The sequence below is a fragment of the Cyanothece sp. BG0011 genome (genome assembly GCF_003013815.1).
Lineage (GTDB): Bacteria > Cyanobacteriota > Cyanobacteriia > Cyanobacteriales > Microcystaceae > Crocosphaera.
Window position 1 is genome coordinate 72869 of sequence record NZ_PRLH01000137.1, and the last position, 25181, is coordinate 98049.

19 protein-coding genes and 3 pseudogenes are annotated in these 25181 nt (G+C 36.6%); 21 read left to right on the forward strand and 1 reads right to left on the reverse strand.

The genetic code is table 11. The annotated features are described in order from the left end of the window. The first annotated feature begins 36 nt into the window (after positions 1 to 36). The 3 genes from C4E06_RS16635 to C4E06_RS16645 all read left to right on the forward strand — a co-directional run bounded on the left by C4E06_RS16635 (position 37) and on the right by C4E06_RS16645 (position 3232). Entirely contained in the window at positions 37 to 810 is a 774-nt protein-coding gene (locus C4E06_RS16635) for an ABC transporter ATP-binding protein (protein ID WP_107669065.1), read from the forward strand. Between the two features lie 312 nt (positions 811 to 1122). Beyond that, positions 1123 to 2841, forward strand: a complete 1719-nt coding sequence (locus C4E06_RS16640) for an AarF/ABC1/UbiB kinase family protein (RefSeq protein ID WP_107669066.1) — start codon at positions 1123 to 1125, stop codon at positions 2839 to 2841. A gap of 28 nt (positions 2842 to 2869) precedes the next feature. Beyond that, complete coding sequence (locus tag C4E06_RS16645) at positions 2870 to 3232, forward strand: hypothetical protein (RefSeq protein ID WP_107669067.1); 363 nt, start codon at positions 2870 to 2872, stop codon at positions 3230 to 3232. A gap of 175 nt (positions 3233 to 3407) precedes the next feature. Here C4E06_RS16645 and C4E06_RS16650 read toward each other — a convergent pair whose 3' ends face one another. After that, a complete protein-coding gene (locus C4E06_RS16650) occupies positions 3408 to 3749 on the reverse strand; it encodes a histidine triad nucleotide-binding protein (protein ID WP_107669068.1) in 342 nt (113 codons plus the stop codon). Between the two features lie 90 nt (positions 3750 to 3839). Here C4E06_RS16650 and C4E06_RS28100 point away from each other — a divergent pair, with 90 nt between their 5' ends. The 18 genes and pseudogenes from C4E06_RS28100 (at position 3840) to C4E06_RS16735 (ending at position 25149) form a co-directional block, all read left to right on the forward strand. After that, on the forward strand, positions 3840 to 3986 hold the full coding sequence (locus tag C4E06_RS28100; RefSeq protein WP_198648760.1) for a hypothetical protein: 147 nt from the start codon (positions 3840 to 3842) through the stop codon (positions 3984 to 3986). Positions 3987 to 4099: 113 nt separating this feature from the next. Continuing rightward, positions 4100 to 7125 (forward strand): annotated as a pseudogene (gene sbcC, locus C4E06_RS29600) (exonuclease subunit SbcC). Positions 7126 to 7282: 157 nt separating this feature from the next. Beyond that, the gene (locus C4E06_RS16660; RefSeq protein WP_107669069.1) at positions 7283 to 7654 is read left to right on the forward strand and encodes a hypothetical protein; all 372 of its coding nucleotides are present in this window, start codon (positions 7283 to 7285) and stop codon (positions 7652 to 7654) included. Positions 7655 to 7683: 29 nt separating this feature from the next. After that, positions 7684 to 9027 (forward strand): CmpA/NrtA family ABC transporter substrate-binding protein, encoded by a 1344-nt coding sequence (locus tag C4E06_RS16665; protein ID WP_107669070.1) that lies wholly within the window; start codon positions 7684 to 7686, stop codon positions 9025 to 9027. Between the two features lie 289 nt (positions 9028 to 9316). Further along, positions 9317 to 10703, forward strand: a pseudogene (locus C4E06_RS16670) (cytochrome P450). Between the two features lie 24 nt (positions 10704 to 10727). After that, on the forward strand, positions 10728 to 13718 hold the full coding sequence (locus tag C4E06_RS16675) for a UPF0182 family protein (protein WP_107669071.1): 2991 nt from the start codon (positions 10728 to 10730) through the stop codon (positions 13716 to 13718). Positions 13719 to 13766: 48 nt separating this feature from the next. Then, entirely contained in the window at positions 13767 to 14351 is a 585-nt protein-coding gene (locus C4E06_RS16680; RefSeq protein ID WP_107669072.1) for a DUF924 family protein, read from the forward strand. A gap of 52 nt (positions 14352 to 14403) precedes the next feature. Continuing rightward, positions 14404 to 14988: pseudogene (locus C4E06_RS16685) on the forward strand (class I SAM-dependent DNA methyltransferase); the annotation flags it as partial. 163 nt (positions 14989 to 15151) lie between these two features. After that, positions 15152 to 16480 (forward strand): RNA-guided endonuclease TnpB family protein, encoded by a 1329-nt coding sequence (locus C4E06_RS16690; protein WP_107669073.1) that lies wholly within the window; start codon positions 15152 to 15154, stop codon positions 16478 to 16480. Positions 16481 to 16494: 14 nt separating this feature from the next. Beyond that, positions 16495 to 18240: an N-6 DNA methylase gene (locus C4E06_RS16695; RefSeq protein ID WP_107669074.1), complete on the forward strand. Its 1746-nt coding sequence runs from the start codon at positions 16495 to 16497 to the stop codon at positions 18238 to 18240. A gap of 96 nt (positions 18241 to 18336) precedes the next feature. Beyond that, positions 18337 to 18588 carry a type II toxin-antitoxin system Phd/YefM family antitoxin gene (locus C4E06_RS16700; RefSeq protein WP_107669075.1) on the forward strand — a complete coding sequence of 84 codons (252 nt, stop codon included), beginning with the start codon at positions 18337 to 18339 and terminating at the stop codon, positions 18586 to 18588. Then, the gene (locus tag C4E06_RS16705; protein WP_107669076.1) at positions 18578 to 18994 is read left to right on the forward strand and encodes a putative toxin-antitoxin system toxin component, PIN family; all 417 of its coding nucleotides are present in this window, start codon (positions 18578 to 18580) and stop codon (positions 18992 to 18994) included. The genes C4E06_RS16700 and C4E06_RS16705 overlap by 11 nt, the downstream gene beginning before the upstream one ends. A gap of 17 nt (positions 18995 to 19011) precedes the next feature. Next, complete coding sequence (locus tag C4E06_RS16710) at positions 19012 to 19209, forward strand: hypothetical protein (RefSeq protein WP_107669077.1); 198 nt, start codon at positions 19012 to 19014, stop codon at positions 19207 to 19209. Between the two features lie 27 nt (positions 19210 to 19236). Beyond that, the gene (locus tag C4E06_RS16715; RefSeq protein ID WP_107669078.1) at positions 19237 to 19437 is read left to right on the forward strand and encodes a hypothetical protein; all 201 of its coding nucleotides are present in this window, start codon (positions 19237 to 19239) and stop codon (positions 19435 to 19437) included. A 170-nt stretch (positions 19438 to 19607) separates the two neighbouring features. Further along, a complete protein-coding gene (locus C4E06_RS16720) occupies positions 19608 to 20816 on the forward strand; it encodes a restriction endonuclease subunit S (RefSeq protein WP_232826276.1) in 1209 nt (402 codons plus the stop codon). Between the two features lie 55 nt (positions 20817 to 20871). Further along, positions 20872 to 21132: a hypothetical protein gene (locus C4E06_RS16725; RefSeq protein WP_107669080.1), complete on the forward strand. Its 261-nt coding sequence runs from the start codon at positions 20872 to 20874 to the stop codon at positions 21130 to 21132. A gap of 154 nt (positions 21133 to 21286) precedes the next feature. Next, positions 21287 to 24340, forward strand: a complete 3054-nt coding sequence (locus C4E06_RS16730; protein ID WP_232826277.1) for a type I restriction endonuclease subunit R — start codon at positions 21287 to 21289, stop codon at positions 24338 to 24340. Between the two features lie 101 nt (positions 24341 to 24441). After that, positions 24442 to 25149 (forward strand): M48 family metallopeptidase, encoded by a 708-nt coding sequence (locus C4E06_RS16735; protein WP_107669082.1) that lies wholly within the window; start codon positions 24442 to 24444, stop codon positions 25147 to 25149. Positions 25150 to 25181 lie beyond the last annotated feature (32 nt).

Sequence of the window (25181 nt, forward strand, 5' to 3'; positions counted from 1 at the left end):
TGCTATAATTAAGCAATTAAAAAATTTAGATTGATTATGACGGCTGAAAGTCTTTCTTTAACAGAACAATCACATAAAGCTAGTCCTTCCCATGACTATCATCCGATTATTATTCGCCTAGAAGAGATTACAAAAACCTATGGCAGTGGAAATACAAAGGTAAAAGCTTTAGATAACATTAATTTAAGCATCGAAAAAGGAGAATATTGCACCATTATGGGGGCATCTGGGTCAGGAAAATCCACCCTTATGAATATTTTAGGGTGTCTGGATCGACCCTCTTCGGGACGGTATTATTTAGATAACGTGGATGTGTCGGGATTATCCGATTCTCAATTAGCCACTGTTCGTAATGGGAAAATTGGTTTTGTTTTTCAACAGTTCCATTTATTACCTCAAATGACAGCCTTAGAAAACGTCATTTTACCGATGATCTATGGAGAGGTCTCCCCCACAGAACGACGCGATCGCGCCCTAGAAGCCTTAGAAAAAGTAGGATTAGGCCACAGAGTTAATAATAAGCCTAATCAACTCTCAGGGGGGCAACAACAACGGGTGGCCATTGCCCGCGCTATGGTTAACCAACCAGTTTTACTCCTGGCCGATGAACCCACAGGGGCCCTAGACTCCCAAACCACAGAGGAAGTATTAGACATCTTTGAAAGCCTTCATCAATCAGGGATCACTGTAGTGGTGGTGACTCACGAGGCAGAAGTCGCCCGTCACTCTCAGCGAGTCATCTGGTTTAGAGATGGTCAAGTGATTCATCCCCAACTAGACCCCCAGGATTTACATTCTGTCGTTGATTGAACAGGGTGTAGGGTGTGGGGTGTAGGGTGTAGGGAGCAGAGGAAGATTAAAACTCTTGCCTCTTGCCACCCCCTCTAACTCCCCCTTTTGTGAGGGGGAGAACCCTTGCCACCCCCTCTAACTCCCCCTTTTGTTAGGGGGAGAACCCTTGCCCATTCCCTATTCCCTCTCCCGAAGGGAGGTTAAGAAATGTTGCGAAAAAAAAGAAAATCAAGGATAATAGAGAGTTAAGATATTTATACTTTTGTATATCAATTTTTAAAATACTTGATTTTTCAACCCTTTTGAATTCAGAGGCATTAGTAACAAGTTGTGACTTGGCAAACCATAGAATCATATGACCCTAGTTCTAATATCCAACAGCAAAAACGCTATGATGCTGCTGCGATCGCCCGTTTTTACCGCCGACATCCGTGGGAAGTGATTCAACGGGCTATTACCATTATCTGGTCCTTTGGCTGGTTTTTAATCCATCTTCAATGGGATCACTGGTTTAACCCTGATAAAGACAATAAACAGAAATGTGCGACCGAATTAAGGCAAATTCTCACCCGTTTAGGACCAACCTTTATCAAAGTGGGCCAAGCCTTATCCACTCGCCCCGACTTGATCCGTCCCGACTTCCTTGATGAATTGATCAAGCTACAGGATCAACTCCCCCCCTTCGATAACAAAATCGCTTTTTCGATTATAGAGACATCTCTAGGGACAAGTATCAATCAAGCCTATCGAGAAATTTCGCCCAACCCCGTCGCAGCAGCCAGTTTAGGGCAGGTTTACCGCGCGGTGTTGCATACCGGCGAAGAAGTGGCCGTTAAAGTCCAACGGCCCAACCTCAGACCCATTTTAACCCGTGATTTGTTCTTAATGCGGTGGGCAGCCTGTCAGTTTGGTCGCTTTTTACCCCTTAACTTAGGTCATGATTTAACCCTGATTATCGATGAATTTGGCGTTAAATTATTTGAAGAAATTGACTATGTGAACGAAGGGAGAAACGCCGAGAAATTTGCAGCCAACTTTAGAGAAGACGATGACGTGAAAGTTCCCGTCATTTACTGGTCCTATAGTAGCGATCGCGTTTTAACCTTAGAGTGGATACAGGGCTATAAATTAACTGATACCGACAAAATTAGAGCAGCCGGACTCGATCCTTATGCGATCGTTAAAATTGGGGTCACCTCTGGGTTAAGACAACTCCTAGAACATGGATTTTTCCACGCCGATCCCCATCCTGGGAACCTTTTTGCCACCCTTGATGGCCGCATGGCCTTTATTGACTTTGGCATGATGGATCAGTTAGAAGAAGAAACCAAAGAAACCATTGCCAGTTCAGTGGTACAGTTAATCAATGAAGATTATGATGCCTTAGCCAGGGATTTTGTGCAGTTAGGCTTTTTGACCCCTGACACCGATATTGAACCCATTATTCCCGCCTTAGAACGGGTGTTAGGCAATGCCATCGGGCAGAGTGTGGGGAACTTTAACTTTAAAACCATCACCGATGATTTTTCGGAATTGATGTATGAATATCCGTTCCGGGTTCCGGCGAAATTTGCCTTAATTATTCGTTCATTAATTACTCAAGAGGGGTTAGCGTTGAGTCTTGATCCTGACTTCAAAATTGTGGAAGTAGGTTATCCTTATGTTGCCCGACGCTTACTAACTGGAGAGTCTCCCCAACTGAGAAGAAGACTGATAGAAGTCTTGTTTAAAGATGGAAAATTCCAGTGGCAACGGTTAGAAAATATGATCCGTATTGCCCGATCAGATGAACAATTTGATCTACTACCAACGGCACAATTAGGATTACAATATTTGTTGTCTGATGAAGGAAGATATTTGCGTCATCAATTATTGTTAGCGTTGACCGAAGATGATCGCTTACACACTGAAGAAGTTCAAAGAATTTGGGCTTTAATTAGTGACGATCTCCAACCTCAACAATTATTTGGTGTTGCTATCAAGGCATTTCGACAATTTTCTACTGCAGGAGTTGCTGCCATTCTTCCCAACACAGCCGAGATCAACTAATTTATCATTCATTTAATCCCTGCCTTTTATGTACTATTTTCCTCAGCCTCCTTATTTCCTAATTGCTGCTGGCCTATTTATTGGTCTTACCTGTGGTTTAGCCTTTGAAGCCACCCTAAAATCTCAAGTTAAGGTCATGTTGAAAAAGCCAGCCGATCAGATGCTAAAAGGTTCAGGGTTACAGTTACCCTTTCTTGGTATTTGTGTTGGTATTTGTGTGTTTTTATCGGCCGGTTTAGAGATTTTTCTCTTTGATCGTTGGCTATGCTATGCCATTTCTTTACCCATGACTATCTTTATTGCTGCTTTAGTTTGGATTCAACTCGAAAGCGTATTAAAACAGTTAAAAGAAGGGGGTTCAAAAGCCATTGATTTAGATGCCTTTTATTAATTAATCAGATTCCTAATCTTACTATGGGTCAACAACTGTTGACCCTTATTTTTTGGAATTGCATATTTACAAGATGATTTCGGTTACAGGTAATGTAAAAACCCTCTCCCTGCTCCGGCGCTCCCTGCTCCCCTACTATTTTAAATCATCCTATAATTGATCCAAACCCCATTTTTTAACCCGGCGGCCAAGCTAAATGGCGACCCCCTAAAATATGTAAATGAAGATGATCGACGGTTTGCCCTCCATCTTCTCCATTATTAATAACCACACGATAACCGTTAGTTAACCCGGCTTCTTGGGCAACTTGTTTCACCTTCATTAAAAGATGTCCTAAGATACGATGATCCTCTTCTTGTGCTTCTTCTAGTTTAGGAATGGGTTTTTTAGGAATAACTAAAATATGGGTGGGTGCTTGAGGGTTAATATCAGTAAAAGCTAAGCATAAATCATCTTCATAGACGATATTGGCCGGAATTTCTCGCCGAATAATCTTACTAAAGATTGTATCAGTCATTGTTGAACTCAATCACTAACAATTTTATTATTCTAACATCGAGAGACTATAATAGATAATCAGATTGTGTAATCAGAAAATCAATTAATTATGAATCAAGGTAAAATTGTCGCGATTATCACTGGTGCTATTTCTATTTTTCTCGCTGTTGCTTATTTAATTGTTGTACAATTATTGGACTTTCGGGGGGAAATGATACCCGCACCAACCTTTGACATGATTTTCAATCTTTTTTAAATTATCAATAATTGTAACAGTTAACAGGCATTTCCTAGAAGTTATCAAACCTTTCTCGTTACACTAGATCATTATAGCTTCGCACCTATCGCTTTTTTGGCTAATTTGTTAATATGATTCCTTTGCAACTTACCCTGAAAAACTTTTTAAGTTATCGAGAAACTGTCCTTGATTTTCGGGGGTTACATACCGCTTGTATTTGTGGGGCAAACGGTGCCGGAAAATCATCTTTATTAGAAGCAATAACCTGGACAATTTGGGGGAAAAGTCGAACCGCTTCCGATGAAGATATTATTCATACGACGGCCGACTATGTTAGGGTTGATTTTGAGTTTATTTCTTATGAACAAAGTTATCGAATTATTCGTAGTCGTCAACGAGGGAAAAGTCCAACCTTAGAGTTTCAAGTTAATAGCGGAAATAACTTTATCTCTTTAAGTGGCAAAAGGATTAAAGATACTCAAGATATTATTATTGCTACATTGAAATTAGATTACGATACCTTTATTAATTCAGCTTATTTACGTCAAGGTAGGGCTGACGAATTTATGTTAAGAGGGGCTGCGGATAGAAAAAAAGTCTTAGCTGAATTATTAAAATTAGAGCAATATCAAATATTAGCCGATAAAGCCAAAGATTTATCTAAACAGTATAAAATACAATCTGAACAAATAAAAATAAACTTAGATAAAACTAGCCAGCAAATAGAAGAACAAAAAGATATTAAGGTTCAGGAAAAAACCATTAACCAAGAGATTAATAAATTACAAAAATCACAACAATTAGATAGAGAAAAATTACAAACAATCAAACAAAAAGATAGTCATCGTCAAGCTTGGTTAGAACAATTTACATGGCATCAAAATAAACAGCAAAGCTTAAACAAAGAAAGAAAACAATTAGAACAACAACAGTCTCAATTAATTCATAAAATTCAGGAATCAGAAAAACTAATTAGTCAAGAACAAGAGATTATTGAAAAATACGAAGAGTTACAACTGCTACAAAAACAAGAAGAAACCTTATCTCATCAATTCCAACTTTCTCAAGACATTCAACAGAAAAAACAAAAAATTGAACAAGAAATATTCAAAAAAAATAATCAATTACAATTACAAATTCGTCAACAACAAACTCGTTTAGAACAATTAGCAGAACAAGAAGAAGATTTACAAAAAATTATTAGTCAATCTGAAGACATTAAAGCTGCTGTCCAAAAATTAAACCATCATCGAGAACGGTTACAAGAATTAGATAACTTACAACATACAGTAACACCTTTATTGAAACAAAAGCAAATCTTAGAAACGGAATTAGAAAAAATAAAAGCTAATTTAGAAGCTAAATTAGAACAATTTGAAACCTTAGAAAGTCAGTATCATCAAGAGTTAGAAAAAATACCCGAAAGACGACAACTACTGATAGAATTAGATCATAAAATACAAGAAATTGATAATCAAAAAGTCTATCAAAAAAGAGTTAAAGAAAAATCACAAGAGAGAAAACTAACACAAGAAAAATTAATTGTTAATCAGCGTAATTATACCGAAAAATAGAAGAATTACAACAGAAGATAAACTTATTAAATAATCCAGAATCCACTTGTCCTTTATGTGAGCAAGACTTGGATGAAAACCGCCGTCATCATGTCATTGATAAGACCAATAAACAACAAGAAAAACTTCAACAACAGATTTGGTTTTTACAAGAAGAATTATCGGTTATTAAACGGGATATTAAATCATTAATTAGTGAGGATAAACAATTAGAAAATCAGCTAAAATCTTCAGGAAGTGTACAACAAGAATTTTCTCGGATAGAAGCGCAACTTGATCAAGCAGGGGAAGTTAAAATTAAGTTTAAAAAATTACTAAAAGAAAAAGAAAATATTAACAATTTAATTAATACAGAAACCTATGGAATGAATATACAAAATGACATTAAAATAATCAATAAAAGATTAGAAAAACTGAATTATGATGAACAAACCCACGCCTTAGCAAGGGGAGAAGTTGAACGGTTACGGTGGGCAGAAATAAAACAAGCAAGAATAGAAGATGCTATTCGTAATCAGAAAAAAATTGAACAACAAAAACCTGAAATAATCGCTAAACTTGAACAACTGGAAACAGAAAAAAATAACTTAGAAACGAATTCAGAATTAAAACAAGAAATTAATAAAATAGAAGAAGAATTAAACAATTTAAACTATGATCGATCCTATCATCAACGGATTTCTGATTATATTCGTAAATCTCAATCCTGTGTGGTTGATTATCAGAAATTACAAGGGGTAAAACAAGACTATCCTCAACTAAAAGAACAGTTAAAAACCATTGAAACTAAAATTAATAATAATCAAGAAGAACAAACAGATACAGAAAAATTTATACAACAGTTATCCAGTCAATTAGAAACCATTGAAGATCATAGTCAAGAAATTGAAACCTTAGAAACCCAACTAAAAACACAAAGAGAAAAATTAGATAATTTACTCGCCCAAAAAGGAAGAATAGAACAATCTTTATCTCAACTGGAAACCCTAAAACAAGACCAAGAAAACCAAGAAAAAGAATATAATCAAGTTCGTAAACAATATCGGGTTCATACAGAATTGAGCAAAGCTTTTAGTAAAAATGGAATTCAATTATTAATGATTGAAAATGTTTTACCGCAGTTAGAAACAGAAACGAATCACATTTTATCAAGATTAACAGGGAATCAATTTCATATTAGATTTGTAACACAAAAAGCAGGAAAAAGTGGCAGTTCTCGGAAAAAAAATGTTAAAATGATTGATACTTTAGATATTATTATTTCTGATGCCAAAGGAACCCGTGCTTATGAAACTTATTCAGGGGGTGAAGCATTTAGGATTAATTTTTCTGTTCGCTTAGCCTTAGCTAAATTATTAGCACAACGGGCAGGAACTACCTTACAAATGTTAATTATTGACGAAGGGTTTGGGACTCAAGATGCACAAGGATGTGAACGGTTAGTGGCAGCTATTAATGCCATTTCTTCTGAATTTTCTTGTATTTTAGCGGTTACCCATATGCCCCAATTTAAAGAAGCCTTTCAAAATCGGATTGAAGTCTATAAAACTAATCAAGGATCACAAATAAATTTAGTGAATTAGTGATAGTAATATATTAAAAAACTTATTGTGTTTTTGAGTTTGCCATAAATAAATTTACGAATTCCACCCTACACCCTATCTTTACCTTATTATAGCAGAGGGTTATGATTATCATACACAGTAAAAAATAATCAAAAATAAAATTAGTGAGTTAATTATGTTAAAATTTTTCAAAATCCTACTTTTAGGCATTACAATCATTTCATTTTCAACCCAGATGGCTTATGCTGATCAATGTTCCTATATAGACCAAGAACAAGGGTTAAAAGCAGCAAGTTTTCTGAAATTAAATCAATTAATTTATCTTTTTTGTGAACCCTGTGGCGAAACCACGCCCCAACCTGTTACAATTCAATCTATTTCTGTCGGAACTGTTGGTTATCAAGATTACTGGCAAGTGTCCATTAATAACCAAGGGGTTGATTTAGCCTATACTTATGTACCGTCTAGTGTCGGAGAAAAACCGATTAATTTAGCAGCTTTAGCAGGATGTCCGGCAGAGGATGTGAGTCCTTTTATTAATCCTTAAAAATACAAAATTATTAACTAATATTATTTATGAAACGTCGCAATTTTATTAAATACAGTGGGTTAGGGTTAGCCAGCTTAGGGGTGGCAGCTTGTAGTCAAGTTGATATCTTCAATCAACAAAAAACCGACGTGGACTTTGGCACCTTAGAAAAGCCTAACCTAATTCTCGGATACGTGGCGAATGGGGATGCAGCCCCCTTAATTATTGCTCAGGAAAAGGGTTTTTTTGAGCGTTATGGCTTGTCTGTCACCCTAAAACGTCTCGGAACCCCAGAAGAGGTCAAAACAGAGTTATTAGGGTGGACAATGGATGCAGGACAGCTTCCCTATGCTTTCCCCATGTTGGCACAATTAGGGGAAGAAGAAGCCCCATTAATCTCCTTAATGACATTAAATCTGAATGGTAGTGCGATTACTATCACCCAAAAAGCTTGGGACGCAGGAATACGGCCGTCGGTGGATTATTTCAATTTTACTGACTTTGAAGAGAATATGAGACGCTACTGGCGAAACCGTGAAACCCCTGTGAATTTGGCGGTAGATTCTCCCTTTTCTACCGATGCTTATTTAACTCGTTATTGGTTATCTGCTATCGGTTTAATGCCGACAACAGAAGTCGAATTAGTGGAGTTTCCGGCTTCTCAAATGATCTATAAATTACAAGCCGGGATGATAGATGGTTATAGCGCGTCTTCCCCTTGGAATCAACAAACAGTATTAGAAAAAGCGGGTTTTATTAGTTATATTAGTCGAGATATTTGGCAGGGCCATCCTAATAAAATTCTGGCAACAATGGACGGCTGGGCCAGAAAACATCCGAAGACAACCAGGGCCTTAATGGCAGCTTTAATTGAAGCTTGTCAATATTGCGATCGCTTGGATAATCAGACAGAAGTGGCTGCTATTTTAGGACAACCTAATTATTTAAATCTCGATACCAGTTTGATTGAATCGACCTTAATGGGTAACTATTCTTATAGTAGTGAAGGGTCTAAAAACTATCAGCGATTTACACCAGATTATACGGTGTTTCATCATCGAGATGTAGATTATTTAGGAGAAAATGATCACGCTAATTATCCTTGGCGTTCCCATGCCGTATGGATGTTAACCCAGATGATTCGTTGGCATGATTTAGAGATTTATGACTATCCGAAAGAAGCAGATGAATTATTAGATAAAATTTATCCCATTACTATTTATGAAGAAGTGGCCGAGGCGTTAAATATTCCCCTACCCAGTGATAGCATGAAAAAAGAAAGTAGTACCGCCTTTATTGACGGGCGATCGTTCGATCCTAGTAACCCGGTGGCTTATCTGAATCAATTTCCCATTCGCGCTAAAAGTCCTCAGATTTTTGGGTTTGTTTAGAGGTTAAACCCACTTCTCCCAGTTAGCTGAGTGTCAATCAGAATGTAGAATTTAGAATGTAGAATTTAGAATTACCTCCACCTCAAGTTGGAGGCTTGAAACAAGGAAAACTCTTCTTCTCTTGGTCGATTGGATATGGCGAGGAAACCTCGCCATCCCTCGACCGCTTTCATCCCCTTGAAATACGAGGCTTGGAACCCTTTTTTTCGGTTACCCCAAAATTTCATTAACAATTTTGATCAATTACTATAAAGAGAGAAGGTCATATACAACGATAAAAATCTGTGTAATGAAAACAATCCCCGCTTCTAAAACTCCTAAATTGATACAACAATTACAATGGATTTTTAACCCAACCCGGTATCTAAAAACGAATCATCGTCGCTATCGAGATATATTTAAAGTCAAAATGGTCGGTTTTGGGAATGATATTATTCTCACCAGTCATCCTGAGATCATGCAATATGTGTTGACTCATGATCGCAAGCAATTTATCTCTCCGAGTAAGTTAAATGGCATATTGCGGCCATTGATTGGTGATTCTTCGGTGTTGATGCTTGACGGCGATCGCCATCGTCAACGTCGTCAGTTAGTGATGCCATCGTTTCACGGGGAACGTCTCAAAGTTTATGGTGACTTGACGATTCGTATTACTGAAGAAGTGATGGAAAAAGTCCCCCACAATCAACCCTTTTTAGCTAGGGAGATCATGCAGGATATCTCCTTAAAAGTGATCACAGAAGCGGTATTTGGGGTCACGGAAGGGCAACGTTATGAAGAATTACAAGATCGATTAAAAAAAAATGCTTGATCTATTTAATTCTCCTGTCACCTCTGCCTTTTTATTCTTTCCCTTTTTGCAAAAAGATTGGGGTCGTTGGAGTCCTTGGGGCCATTTTCTTAGTCAACGTCAAGCGATCGATGAGTTGATCTATGCAGAAATTAGCGATCGCCGGGCTAACCCTGATCCGAACCGTACCGATATTTTATCCCTTCTTATGTCTGCAACGGATGAACAAGGGGAGGGAATGAGGGATCAAGAATTAAGAGATGAATTAATGACTCTCTTAACGGCCGGTCACGAAACCACGGCCTCAGCCATGGCCTGGGCTTTATACTGGATTCATCATACCCCTGAAGTCAAAGATAAGCTAATCGAGGAGTTAAACACCCTTTCCCCCCATGCAGGAGGGATGGATATTTTCCGTCTGCCCTACTTAACCGCCGTTTGTAACGAAACCCTGAGACTATCTCCTTCTGCCATGTTAACCTTTACGAGAGTGGCTCAAGAAAAGGTTGAGGTAGCCGGTTACACCTTTGAACCTGAGGATATGATTATGGGATGTATGTATTTAACCCATCTACGGGAAGATTTATATAGCAACCCTGAACAATTTAATCCTCAAAGATTTATTGATCGTCAATATACCCCTTACGAGTTTATACCCTTTGGTGGGGGGTCCCGGCGTTGCGTTGGGGAAGCTTTGGCACAATTTGAGATGAAATTAGTTATCGCCACAATTGTGTCACAGTATCACTTAAAATTAGCCGATACTCAACCCGAAACACAACAAAGACGGGGTGTAACCTTATCACCGGCTAGAGGGGTGAAAATGATGTTAGAAGGAAAACGCCAACCTCAACCCGTTCGAGAATTGCAATTATCAAAACAATAAAAATCTACTCCCATAATCCCTATCATGCCTAAGTTATTAAACCATTCCCTAACCAAATTGTTTATCTGTTTAGTAAGCCTTGGTTTAGTGTTTGAATTAGTTTCTCATGTTGTTGTTGAGGGACTTTGGTTTCAAGAAGTAGGTTATTTAGAGATTTTTCTCAAACAATTATTATGGCAGTTGGGGTTATGGGGGACAATTAGCGGCTTTTCCTTATGGTTTTTATGGGGGAATTTACGCCGCGCTCAACGTCATCAATGGCATTTTATTCCTCAAGTTCCTACCCAGGATAAAACAAGACGGAGACAAGGAAAAAAAAGAAATCCTCAATTAACACCGGAGTCTCGTTCGTTTGGCCTGTTATGGTTACTTTTTATCGTTATTAGTTTAGGAGGATTAATGGGCTTAATGCTCCTTTATTACATTGACGTAGGTTATAATGTTTGGACCCCAGACTTTACCTTACCTAATATTACCCCTAATCTCCCCAATCCTTTCTTTTTTACATCCGTTCCTCAACTCTTATCTCAACTCAGAGATCAGTTATGGAAAGGGGCAATTGTAGTCACGATTGTTACCCTTATTTTTCTTCAAGGTCAGTTTTTCTTAAGAATAACCTCCTTAGTCTTTAGTTTGATCTTTGGTCTGGTTTTGTCAGGAAACTGGACAAGAATTTTAGAATATTTGAATCCCACAACCTTTGGAGAAGTCGACCCTCAATTTGGGCGAGATATTAGTTTTTATATTTTCAGTTTTTCGTTTTGGAAATTAGTCAATTTTTGGTTAGGGGGATTATTTTTATTAGGATTAATTATTGTCACTTTGACTTATGTCTTATCAGCTAATACCTTATCTCAAGGTAAGTTTCCTGGCTTTTCTCGCTATCAACTCCGTCATATCTATATTTTAGGCGGTTTTCTGATGTCCATTGTCGGACTCTATCATTTGTTAGCCAGATATCAGTTATTATACTCCACTGAGGGGGTTGTCTTTGGAGCCAGTTATACAGATATCCATTTTTTGCTGCCTATCTACACCCTTGCAGCTATTATATCCATGATCATTGCATTATGGTTATTAATTAAGGGAATGACAGGATGGGGACGCTATGCACAAATGCGCTCATTAAAACGGTCTATTCTTTATAATCTTCCTTTTTCTCCTATTCCGTTTATCATCTATTTGAGTATTTTATTGATCTCGTTTTTTGGTCAAAAAGCAGTCCAAAGTTTAATTGTAGAACCCAATGAATTAGACAGAGAAAGACCTTATATTGAACGTAATATTGCCTTAACTCGTCGTGCTTTTGATTTAGACAAAATTGAAGTTGAAACCCTAAATGCAACGGGAAATTTAACAGCAGAATCCTTAGATGAAAATCGTCTAACTATTAATAATATTCGGCTTTGGGATTCTCGTCCCCTTTTACAAACGAATCGTCAATTACAACAATTACGACTCTATTATCAGTTTAATGATGCTGATATGGATCGCTACACAATCCCCCTTGAAGATAAAGAAAATTTACCAGAAATTGCTAAGCAACAGGTATTAATTGCTGCCAGGGAATTAGACTATAATGAAGTACCTGAACAAGCCAAAACTTGGGTGAATCAACATCTGGTTTATACTCATGGTTATGGCTTTACTTTATCCCCCGTGAATCAGGTTGCTCAAGGGGGTTTACCTTTCTATTTTGTTGAAAATATTGGCACAGCAAATAACACAGGGGACCTACAAACCTCTAGTCCTTTAATTCGAGATAGTATCCCTATTGATAACCCTAGAATTTACTTCGGAGAGTCAACTAATACTTATATTATGACCAATACGGAAGTGAAAGAATTAGACTATCCTAGTGGTCAAGATAATGTTTATAATACTTACGATGGAAGAGGAGGGATTGAAATCAAAAATTGGGGACAACGGTTATTATTTTCTGCCTATTTAAAAGATTGGCAAATGATATTTACTCGAAATTTTACCCCCAATACTCGATTAATCTTTCGTCGTAATATTAATCGTCGGATTAGAATGATTGCGCCTTTTTTAAGGTTTGATCGTGATCCCTATCTCGTAACAGCTAGGGTTAAAAATGATGAAAATAAGCCAGAAGAAACTACCTTATATTGGATAATTGATGCTTATACTACCAGCGATCGCTATCCCTATTCAGAACCTGGCGATCGCCCCTTTAATTATATTCGTAATTCGGTCAAAATTGTTATCGATGCTTACAACGGTGATGTTAATTTCTACGTGATTGATGACAGTGATCCCTTAATTCAAACTTGGGACAAAATCTTTCCCACTCTATTTAAACCTTTCTCCGAAATGCCTATTTTTCTTAAGGCCCATATTCGTTATCCTAGGGATTTATATAATACTCAATCTGAACGTTTATTGAATTATCATATGACTGATCCTCAAGTGTTTTATAATCGAGAGGATCAATGGCGTATTCCTCAAGAAATTTATGGGGAAAATCGACAACCTATTGAACCCTATTACTTATTAATGAAGCTAACCAGTGATGCCCAAGAATTTATGTTATTTAGTGTTTATACACCTACCAGTCGTAATAACTTAATTGCTGGTTTATTTGCCCGTTCTGATGGTGATAATTATGGTAGGATGCTATTATTTGAATTGCCAAAACAAAGGATTATTTATGGGCCTGAGCAAATTGAAGCATTAATTAATCAAGATCCTGTCATTTCTCAACAAATTTCCCTGTGGAATCGTCAAGGATCACGAGTGATTCAAGGTAACTTATTAGTCATTCCCTTTTTCCAAGAACAATCTTTACTTTATGTTGAACCCTTATATTTAGAAGCTGAAGAAAATAGCTTACCCACCTTAGCAAGAGTGATTGTAGTGTATGAAAATCAAATTGTTATGTCAGAAACCCTAGATCAAGCTTTAACTTCTATTTTTGAACCGGAAAATGTTAATCCTTCTACCATTATTCGAGAAGTGGATCAACAAGAAGAAATTATTGTCCCTGAAAATTAGATTATCTAGAATAAATAGTTAATATTAGTGTCATGAAGAGGAAAACCATTGGTTAACAATAATGATGTCAGAAAGATTCTAGCCTTCTGGTTCGGGAAACCGGAAGATAAAGACTATGGAAAACCTCGAAAATTTTGGTTTAAGAAAGATGATTTAATTGATCAACAGATACGATCGCAGTTTTTGCCGATTTATGAACAAGCAGTTAGAGGAGATTTAGATTACTGGAAAAATACCCCATTGAGTTGTTTAGCCTTAATTCTTGTTTTTGATCAATTTCCTCGGAATATGTTCCGTAACTCTCCCCAATCATTCGCTACCGATAATAACGCCTTGAAACTTGCTCAATATGCAGTATCTCAGCAATTTGATCGTCAATTATTACTTGTACAACGATGGTTTATTTATTTACCTTTTGAACATAGTGAAAACTTAACCCATCAACAGCAAGCGATCGCTTTATTTTCAACCCTCAAAGATGATCCTGATAGTCAAAGTGCCATAAACTTTGCGACTCGTCATTATCAAGTGATTAAACAATTTGGGCGTTTTCCTCACCGCAATAAAATTTTAGGACGTATTAGTACACCAGAAGAAATTGAATTTTTAAATAAGCCTGGATCATCTTTTTAGTTTTCACGCGGAAAGTCCTGTAGGGTGGGCAATGCCCACCTTACAGTAACGTCTGTTTATCAAATATATTAGCGATAAGTACAAAGGACTACCTTTTGCAGAAATTACTGTGCCAGAAGGGGCTTCTTTTCAGGATATGATTGCCTTCAAGGGAAAAGATCATATTGGCGATCTCATTAACAAACGGATTCTTGCACCCTTAGCTGAAGCTAACCATTTATCCAATATGCCAGACTTTAACGATGCAACAAAGTTGGGCAGTGGCAAAGAAATGGTCGATCGTCTAACGGATTTAATCGCTATTTTTGAGAATCCTGCTCTCGATTTCTCGAAAAATCGAGCCGATGGCGATGATATTCTCGGCGATGCTTATGAATACTTAATGCGAAATTTTTCCACGGAAAGTGGTAAAAGTAAAGGACAATTTTATACCCCCGCAGAAGTCAGTCGGGTTATTGCTCAAATTTTGGGCATTCGTGAAGCAGAAACGTCTCCCACCACTACCGTATACGATCCTACCTGTGGATCGGGTTCTCTGTTGCTAAAAGTAGCCGATGAGGCCAACACTAAAGTGTCTCTTTATGGTCAAGAAAAAGACGGGACAACTTCAGGATTAGCTCGTATGAATATGATTTTACCTAAAATGTCGCCAGAATGCCCCCGTCATATTTTTCGACAAGACACTCATCAAAATTGACGGTGGGATGAATGGCGACCAATAAAATAAACTGCGAAAGCAACGATTTAATTCTAGCATTTCTGGGTAAATTATGTTAAACTAAGAGGTCGAGGATTGATGAATGTTAGTAGTAGAAGCTAAGTTAAAAAACGGAACGCCTGAACAATATAAGCGTCTTGATGAATCTATTAGGACAGCGCAATTTGTTAGAAATTTGTGTGTTCGTTATTGGATGGACAATAAGGGGACGACCCGTAATGATCTCCAAAAGCTTTGTTCTCAACTAGCCAAAAATCAAGAAACACCTTGGGTAACAAAATTAAACTCTCAAGCCCGTCAATCTTCTGCTGATAGAGCCTGGCAATCAATTAATAGGTTTTATCAAAATTGTCGTGCTAAGATACCTGGAAAGAAAGGCTTTCCTAAATTTAAAAAGCATAGTCGTTCTGTTGAGTATAAGGTAACAGGCTACAAATTATCTGATGATAGACGTAAAATTAAATTCACCGATGGTTTTAAAGCAGGGGAATTTGATTTGTGGTGTAGTCAAAGAACCTTGGTTTATTATTCAGAACAACAGATTAGACGGGTGAGGATTGTTAGACGTTGTGATGGTTATTATTGCCAGTTTCTCATTGATGTAGAACGCCAAGAACATCATGAACCGACGGGACAAGTAACAGGAATTGACTTGGGGTTAAAAGAGTTTTACACCGATGCACAAGGCAATACTGTTAATAATCCCCGTTATTTAAGAAAGTCAGAAAAGCGTCTAAAAAAAGCACAACGTCGCTTATCAAAACGCTTTCGTAAAGGTAAAAAACAATCTAACAACTATCATAAGCAACGGGTAAAAGTAGCCAAGCTTCACCTTAAAGTATCAAGACAACGTAAAGACAAAGCAATTAAAGATGCTTTGGCGTTAGTCCAATCTAATGATTTGGTAGTCTATGAGGCTTTAAAAGTAAGAAACTTGGTAAAAAACCGTAAGCTTGCTAAGTCGATTAGTGACGCTTCTTGGTATCAATTCACGCAATGGTTGAATAAACTAGCCAAGATTTATCGCATTGTTTGTGTTGCTGTTCCTCCCCATTTCACAACTCAAGACTGTTCAGTTTGTGGTACAAGAGTTCAGAAATCATTAAGTACCAGAACTCATCAATGTCTTAACTGTAAAACAGTCTTAGATAGGGATCACAATGCAGCAATAAATATTCTTAAAAAAGGGTTGAAATATTTGGGAGAACATCTCAACGGTACGGTAGGGCATACCGAAACCGGAGCCAGTGCGGTCTTGGGGTCTCCCCAAGTAGAGCAACTGGCGTACCCAAACGCCTTGGGAGAGTCCGGCCGCTGGGTTCTTAATGGCAACATTGAGAATCTAAGCCGTCTCGTTGAGCAAGGAATTTCTGGTAGTGATACGGAGAGAATCCCCCACTATAATCTGTGATTTAGTGGGGGAGTATGTCAAACCAACATCCTGATGCAGAGATTCAACAAGGCAATACTTTGACGAATCCTTTGTTTATGATGGGAGATACCCTGAAAATTTTTGATTATGTGGTGGCTAATCCTCCTTTTAGTGATAAGCGTTGGAGTACAGGGTTAGATCCCACAAAAGACGATTATCAACGGTTTGAGGGGTTTGGTATTCCCCCAGGAAAACAGGGAGATTATGCCTATTTATTGCACATTCTGCGATCGCTTAAAAGTACAGGTAAGGGAGCTTGTATTTTGCCTCACGGGGTACTGTTTCGGGGGAATGCAGAGGCGGAAATTCGGCGTAATTTAATCAAGAGGGGTTATATTAAAGCAATTATTGGCTTACCGCCTAATTTGTTCTATGGAACGGGTATTCCTGCCTGTATTGTGGTGTTAGATAAGGCAGAAGCTGCCAAGCGTCAAGGGATTTTTATGATTGATGGCAGTGGGGAATTTATCAAAGATGGTAATAAAAACCGTTTACGGGATAGGGATATCCATAAAATTGTTGATGTTTTTAAGAAACAGTTAGAAGTTCCTAAATATTCCCGTTTTGTTAGTTTAGAAGAGATTGAAAAAAATGATTTTAATCTCAATATTCCTCGTTATATTGATTCTCAGCCATCGGAGGATAGTCAAGATATCGAAGGACATTTACAGGGGGGAATTCCTGATAAAAATATTGCAGATTTAGCTAAGTATTGGGAAATTTGTCCGAGTTTAAAGTCTGAACTTTTTGGGCCTTGTCGTCCTAATTATTCTGCTTTGAGGGTTGTTTATTCGGACCTAAAACAAACCATCAATGATCATCCAGAATTTAAGGCATTTATGACAGAAATGAAAGCTTTATTTATTCAGTGGCAAGAAGAATGGGAAGATAAACTGAAAGGGTTAGAAAAAGAAGGATTTAAACCTAAAAGTTTAATCTGGCAGTTAGGAGAAAGTTTATTGAGTTTTTATACAGATAAACCTTTGATTGATAAGTATGGAGTTTATCAATATTTACGAGATTATTGGCTAGATACTATGCAAGATGATTGTTATTGGATTGCGGAACAAGGTTGGCAGGCGCAAACAACTAGAATTATTGAAAAGAATAAGAGGGGTAAAGAAATTGATAAGGGTTGGACTTGTGATCTTATTCCTAAGTTTTTAATCATGAATCGTTATTTTTTTGATGAACAGGAGAAAGTGACTCAATTGGAGACAGATTTAGAAACTTTAACAACACAAAAAACAGAATTAGAAGAAGAAAATGGAGGGGATGAAGGGGCTTTTTCTGAGTTAGAAAAGGTCAATAAAGCCACTGTTTCGGCCAGGATAAAGGAGTTGAAACAGTGGACAATTGAGCAGGGTAATTTAACCATTAATGATGATAATAATGAGGAATTATTGATATTAGAACAGTGGTTAAAACTCTATAATCAAGAGACACGACTCAAGAAGAAAATTAAAGAAGCAGAGAACAAACTCGATTTATTAGCTTATGAAAAATATCCCCAATTAACAGAAGATGAGATTAAAACCTTAGTTGTTAATGATAAATGGATGAATACCCTAGCAGCCGCTATTGAAGGGGAAATGGAACGTATTAGTCAAGGGTTAACTCAACGGGTTAAAGAGTTAGGAGAAAGATATGAGAAACCATTACCCTTATTAATGAATCGAGTGGATGAGTTAACGGCAAAAGTTGAGGGACATTTGCAAACAATGGGGTTTAATTTATGAATTGATAATAAGTAGGGTGGGCATTGCCCACCTTACAATTTAATTATTAGGTATAATCTAACTATCAAGGTCATTTGTTTAAAAGAATTAAGTCTTATGCGTCAAATTTCGTTGTCAGAAGCACAAGAAAACTTGCCTAGTATCATGAATACAGCACAACAAGAACCCGTTATTGTTAAAAAACAGGATCAAGATTATGTAGTAATTATCTCAATAAAAGATTATGAAATGTTAGTCAAAATGAAAAATATACGCTTAAAGCAACTTGCACAAGAAATGGGTGCAGAAGCTGAAAAAAATGGCCTAACTCCAGAGATTTTAGAAGATATTCTTAACAGTGAGTCTTAATCGCTATGTTTTGGATACTAATGTTTTAGTTAGCGCGATACTATTGCCTAACTCTACCGCTTATCAAGCTTATCAAAAAGCTCTTGATACAGGGATTTTATTAGTTTCATCTCAGACTTTTTCGGAATACGAGAATGTTATTTTACGTCCTAAGTTTGAGCGTTATATTTCTTTAGTACGTCGTCAAACTTTTGTAGATGAACTGAGGGAAACAGTACAATATATTGAGATTACTGAGTTTATTACAGATTGTCGAGATATGAAAGACAATATCTATCTTGATGTAGCAATAAACGGTATAGCAGATGTCTTAATTACAGGGGATCAAGATTTGTTAATTCTCCATCCTTATCGGGGAAAACTTCCTATTCTTAAACCATCTGACTTTATAAAATTTATTGGATAAAAATTAAGGACTAACCTATGCAAATTGTTATTAATGTACCTGATAATTTACCAACTGAAAGAGTTAACCAAGTTGTTAGGGAATTAGAAGAAAAGTTACAAGCAGAAGCTGATTTAATTCCGACTCAAGCTAAACCACACAGACGAGTTTATGCTCATCTTATTGCTGTCGATAATCTTGATTTACCTTCGAGAGATGAGTTATATAATAGATAATAAGTATAAGTTAGAGGATATTAAACCATGCGATTAATTATTGAAGTAAATAATGATGAGGAACTAAAAAAAGCACAGTCTTTAATTGCTGCTGTGTCTCTATCTACTGTTGATATTGAAGTGTCAAAACGAGATAAAATTCAAAAGTTATTAAATTGGTGTGAGCAAAATCAATTTAGTTTAGATGGAAATGTTATTCTTTCTAGAGAAGAAAGAAATACCAGATAATATTTTAGTTAATTACTGAAGATTTACAACATAATCAAATTATTACCTATCAATCTCGTCAACTCAAAATCATTAATCCGTTTACCAATAGTTAACCCCAAAAACAAATTATGACCCCTCAATCTTTAACGCCTCATTCTCCTATTCCTCCTGGTTTTAAACAGTCTGAAGTGGGGTTAATTCCTGATGATTGGGAGGTTAAAAGAATTAAAAATATAGCCCCATTACAACGTGGTTTTGACTTACCGACATCTAAATTAAAAAGAGGTGATTACCCTGTTGTATATTCCAATGGGATAACAAATTATCATAATACTTTTATGGTTTCTGCTCCTGGTGTTGTAACTGGACGTTCTGGTACAATTGGTAATGTTCATTATGTAACCCAAAATTATTGGCCTCATAATACTGCTCTATGGGTAACTAATTTTTATAATAATCATCCTAAATATATTTATTATTTATACAAGCACATTAACTTAGAACGTTTTTGTAGTGGTTCTGGTGTTCCCACATTAAATAGAAATGATGTACATGATTTATTAATTGCTGTACCACCCACCAAAACCGAACAAGAAAAAATTGCCGCCGCATTATCTGATATTGACGAACTCATCGAATCTTTAGAGGAATTAATCACTAAGAAACGTCAGATTAAACAGGGTACAATGCAGGAGTTATTAACAGGGAAAAGACGACTTAAGGGGTTTGAAATTAAACAAGGTTACAAGCAAACTGAAATCGGTTTGATTCCTGAAGATTGGGAGGTTAAAAGATTGGGGGATATTGCTGACAAAAATAAAAATTATAGTTTTACAGGTGGTCCCTTTGGTTCTAATTTAAAATCTTCTGATTATACTTCAAATGGGATAAGAATTATTCAGCTTCAAAATATAGGAGATGGAGAATTTAAAAATGAGTATGAATTATTTACTTCATATAGTAAAGCTGATGAACTTTTAACTTGTAATATATATCCTGGTGATATCATTCTTTCAAAAATGGGTGATCCCGTTGCTAGAGCTTGTATTGTTCCTAATTTCAATAAACGATATTTAATGTGTTCTGATGGTATTCGTTTAGCTGTAGATAATAAATATTTTAATACTTATTTTATTTATACGGTTATCAACTCATCTATTTTTAGAAATAAAGCAGAGAATGCAAGTACAGGTTCAACAAGAAAACGTATTGGTTTAACAGAATTACGTCATTTAGAATTGCCATGTCCACTCCTAGAAGAACAAAAAGCGATCGCCGAAATATTAACAGATATGGATGAAGAGATTCAAGGGTTAGAAGAAAGATTAAAGAAGACGAGACAAATAAAACAGGGAATGATGCAGGAATTATTAACGGGGAGGATTCGATTAATTTAAACATTATCAATACGATGAAATTATCGACTAAATTAGTTTACTAAGGAACAAAAAAATGAACAACTCATCTAAAACTATATTTAACTTATCATTAAACCCAGAAATCAAACAACAATTACAAACAGTCGCTAAACTCACTCATAAAACTGAACAAGAACTAATTTTAGAAGCTTTAGAAAAACATCTTAAAGAACTTAGTAAACCCCAAAATTGTTACGATCTTGCTATTCAATTAGGTGTGATTGGAGTCGCCGAAGAATTACCCCCAGATTTAAGCACAAATTCCGATTATTTACAAGGATTTGGTCAATTATGAGTCAAAATATTCTTGTCGATACAAGTCCACTGGTAGCCATACTATAGATAGAAAAGATTTTACAATTTATAGAATTAAAGGAAATCAAGCATTACAGATTATTCCTTAACTAAAATATAATGAATCTAAATAATGAATAATTACTGAACAAATTATGAAAGTATCCAAACCCGAAAGAGTCAGCCAAAAGCGAATTATTAAACTGTTCTGCGAAGAACTCAATTATACTTATTTAGGTAACTGGCAAGATCGTCAAAACAATAGCAATATAGAAGAAGAATATCTAACTACTTACCTCAAAGAAGTGGGTTATACCGACTCTCAAATTACCAAAGCACTTTACACCCTTAGCCGCGAAGCGAATAACCTTAACCGTAGTCTTTATGATAATAATAAAGCAGTTTATAGTCTTCTCCGTTATGGTATTCAAGTTAAAACTGACCTTAGCAAAAATACAGAAACCATTAAACTAATTAACTGGAAACAATGGGATAAAAATAACTTTTATATTGCCGAAGAAGTAACCCTAAAAGGCAACCGTGAACGTCGGCCGGATCTCGTTTTATATATTAATGGTATCGCCATCGGAGTCATTGAACTTAAAAATAGTCGTGTTTCTTTAGGAAATGGCATACGTCAAAATATTTCTAATCAAAATAAAGAATTTAATCAATGGTTTTTTAGTACAATACAAATTATTTTTGCAGGAAATGACTCCGAAGGGCTAAAATATGGCACAATAGGCACACCAGAAAAATATTACCTTAATTGGAAAGAAGATATTGAAGATAATAGTCGCCTCAAAATTGATAAATATTTGCTTAAAATTTGTAACAAAAAACGTTTAATTGAACTGATTTATGATTTTGTTCTCTTTGATGGGGGACAAAAAAAATTACCCCGTGTTCATCAATATTTTGGCGTTAAATTAGCCCAAGAAAAGATAAAAGAAAAAAAAGGCGGCATTATTTGGCATACTCAAGGAAGTGGGAAAAGTATTGTTATGGTACTTTTAGCTAAATGGATTCTAGAAAATAATCCTCATGCTAGAGTTGCCGTAATTACCGACAGAGATGAATTAGATAAACAAATAGAAAGGATTTTTAAAGATGCAGGAGAAAAGATTCACCGTAGCAGTAGCGGTAGGGATTTAATCGCTCAATTGAGTCAAGCAACCCCTCGCTTACTTTGTTCCCTTGTGCATAAATTTGGCAAGAAAAATGTTAATAATTTTGAGCAATTTATTAAAGATTTAAAAGCAACCCCTAGCCCTGCTTTTGGGGAAATATTCGTTTTTGTTGATGAATGTCACCGGACCCAAAGCGGAAAACTTCACCGCACCATGAAAGCTATTTTACCGGATGCTGTCTTTATTGGATTTACTGGCACACCTTTACTGAAAAAAGATAAACAAACCAGTCAAGAAGTTTTTGGTAACTATATTCACACCTACAAATTTGATGAAGCTGTAAGGGATAAAGTGGTGTTAGATTTAGTATATGAAGCCAGAGATGTGGATCAAAATTTAGGTTCTCAAACAAAAATTGATCAATGGTTTGATGTCAAAACTAAAGGACTTAATGACTGGCAAAAAGCCCGACTTCGCCAAAAATGGGGAACCCTGCAGCAAGTTCTCAGTTCAAAATCTCGCATGAATCGCATTGTACAAGATATTGTTTTCGACTTTAATGTAAAACCTCGCCTCAGTGATGAAAAAGGAACCGCTATGTTAGTCGCTTCTAGTATCTACGAAGCTTGTGCATATTATCAACTCTTCCAACAAACTGAATTAAAAAGCAAATGTGCCATTATTACCTCTTATAATCCTCAATCTAAAGATATTACTACCGAAGATACAGGGGCAAATACTCAAACCGATAAAGAATTTATTTTTAACACCTATAGCGAACTGCTGCAAAATATCACCCCACAGTCAAAGATGACAAAAACCGAAACCTACGAAGAAAAAGCTAAAAAACGGTTTATAGAACAACCAGCTAATATGAAACTGCTCATCGTAGTTGAGAAATTACTCACCGGATTTGATGCCCCTAGTTGCACCTATCTCTACATCGACAAAAAAATGCAAGATCATGGATTATTTCAGGCCATTTGTCGCACCAACCGCCTCGATGGAGAAGATAAAACCTTCGGTTATATTGTCGGTTATAAAGACTTATTTGAAAAAGTCGGAGCAGCCATAGGGGTTTATACCTCTGACTTAGATGACAACGATGACGATGATAGTGACCCTCAAATTTTACTGCAAGATCGCCTTACCAGAGGACGAGAACGGTTAGATAATGCTCTAGAAGCCATTATATTGCTCTGTGAACCCGTCGAACCCCCAAAAAGTGAACAGGACTATATTCACTATTTTTGTGGCAATACTGAAATTAAGAGCGACTTAACGGAACGAGAACCCCAACGAACCGCCTTATATCGGACGACTGTCGCTTTAATTCGTGCCTATAGCAATATTGCAGACTCCTTAGAAGAAGCCGGTTATACCCCTCAAGACATCCAACGAATTAAACGAGAAATCAAAAACTATAGTGACATCCGAGAGATTATTCGCCTCGCCAGTGGTGAAACCTTGGATCTCAAAGCCTATGAAGCCGATATGCGCCATCTCATCGACACCTACATCGAAGCCTCCGAACCCCGCAAAATCTCAGAATTTGATCATCTTCCCCTAGTGGAACTGATCACTAAAATCGGCATTCATCAAGCGATAAATAGCCTTCCGAATGGAATTAAGAAAAATCAAACCACTGTCGCAGAAACCATTGAAAATAATGTCCGTCGCCAAATTATTCAAGCCAATCTTTATGATCCTGCTTATTATGGCAAAATGTCCACTCTTTTAGATGAACTTATTGAACAGCGCAAACATCAAGCGATCGCCTACGAAGAACTCTTAAAACATTATGCACAATTAGCCCAAAAAATTAAACAAGGAAAAGAAGACGACACCCCCGCGGCGTTGGATACCCCTGGAAAATTAGCGATATATAATAATCTTGAGCAAAATCTCAACCTCGCCCTTAAAATTGATGCAACGGTTAAAACAGTTAGAGCAGACGACTGGCGAGGCAATACAGCCAAAGAAAACACCATTAAAGGAGCTTTATTTGCCCTTTTAAATCAAGATATTGCTGAGGTTGAGCGTATTTTTCTCATCATTCAAGAGCAGCCCGAATACTAATACTAGATCCATTTTAGATAGTATAGTATCAAGCTTTGGAGCAGGGAGCGCCGGAGCAGGGAGAAAGAAAGAAAAAAGGTTACTCTACTAAAATAAAACCAATGTACGAAATTATTAGCCTTGGTGACACTAACATCAATGTTGTCAGAAAACCCATCAAAAATATTTACTTAACTGTTCAACCTCCTAACGGAGAAATTCGTATTTCTGCACCCCCTGAAATAACATCAGAAAAAATCCGACTGTTTGCCCTTTCTAAACTGAGTTGGATCAAAAAACAACAGCAAAAAATTCAAACACAAGAAAGAGAGATTACTAAAGAATATATTAACCGTGAAAGTCATTATCTTTGGGGAGAAAGATATCTATTGAAAGTGATTGAAGAAAATCATCCCCCTCAAATTTTCCTCGAACATAAAACCCTCTTACTTCAAGTACGACCTGGCACAACCCTAGATAAAAAAGAAGCTATTATTTATCAATGGTATCGAAAACAAATTAAACAAGCCATACCCCCATTAATTGCCAAATGGGAGACATTAATGAATGTAAAAGTTAATCAATTTTTTGTACAAAGGATGAAAACAAAATGGGGCAGTTGTAACCCAAAAGCTAGGAATATTCGCCTAAACTCAGAATTAGCTAAAAAACCACGAGAATGTTTAGAGTACGTCGTTGTTCATGAAATGACTCATTTACTTGAACCGAGTCATAATCAAAGATTTATGTCACTGATGAATTCTTTTATCCCTCAATGGCGACATCATCAGCAACTTCTTAATAGTCTTCCAATTAACTATAACAATTAGACTTATTTGCATTCATAAACATTTGACTAAAA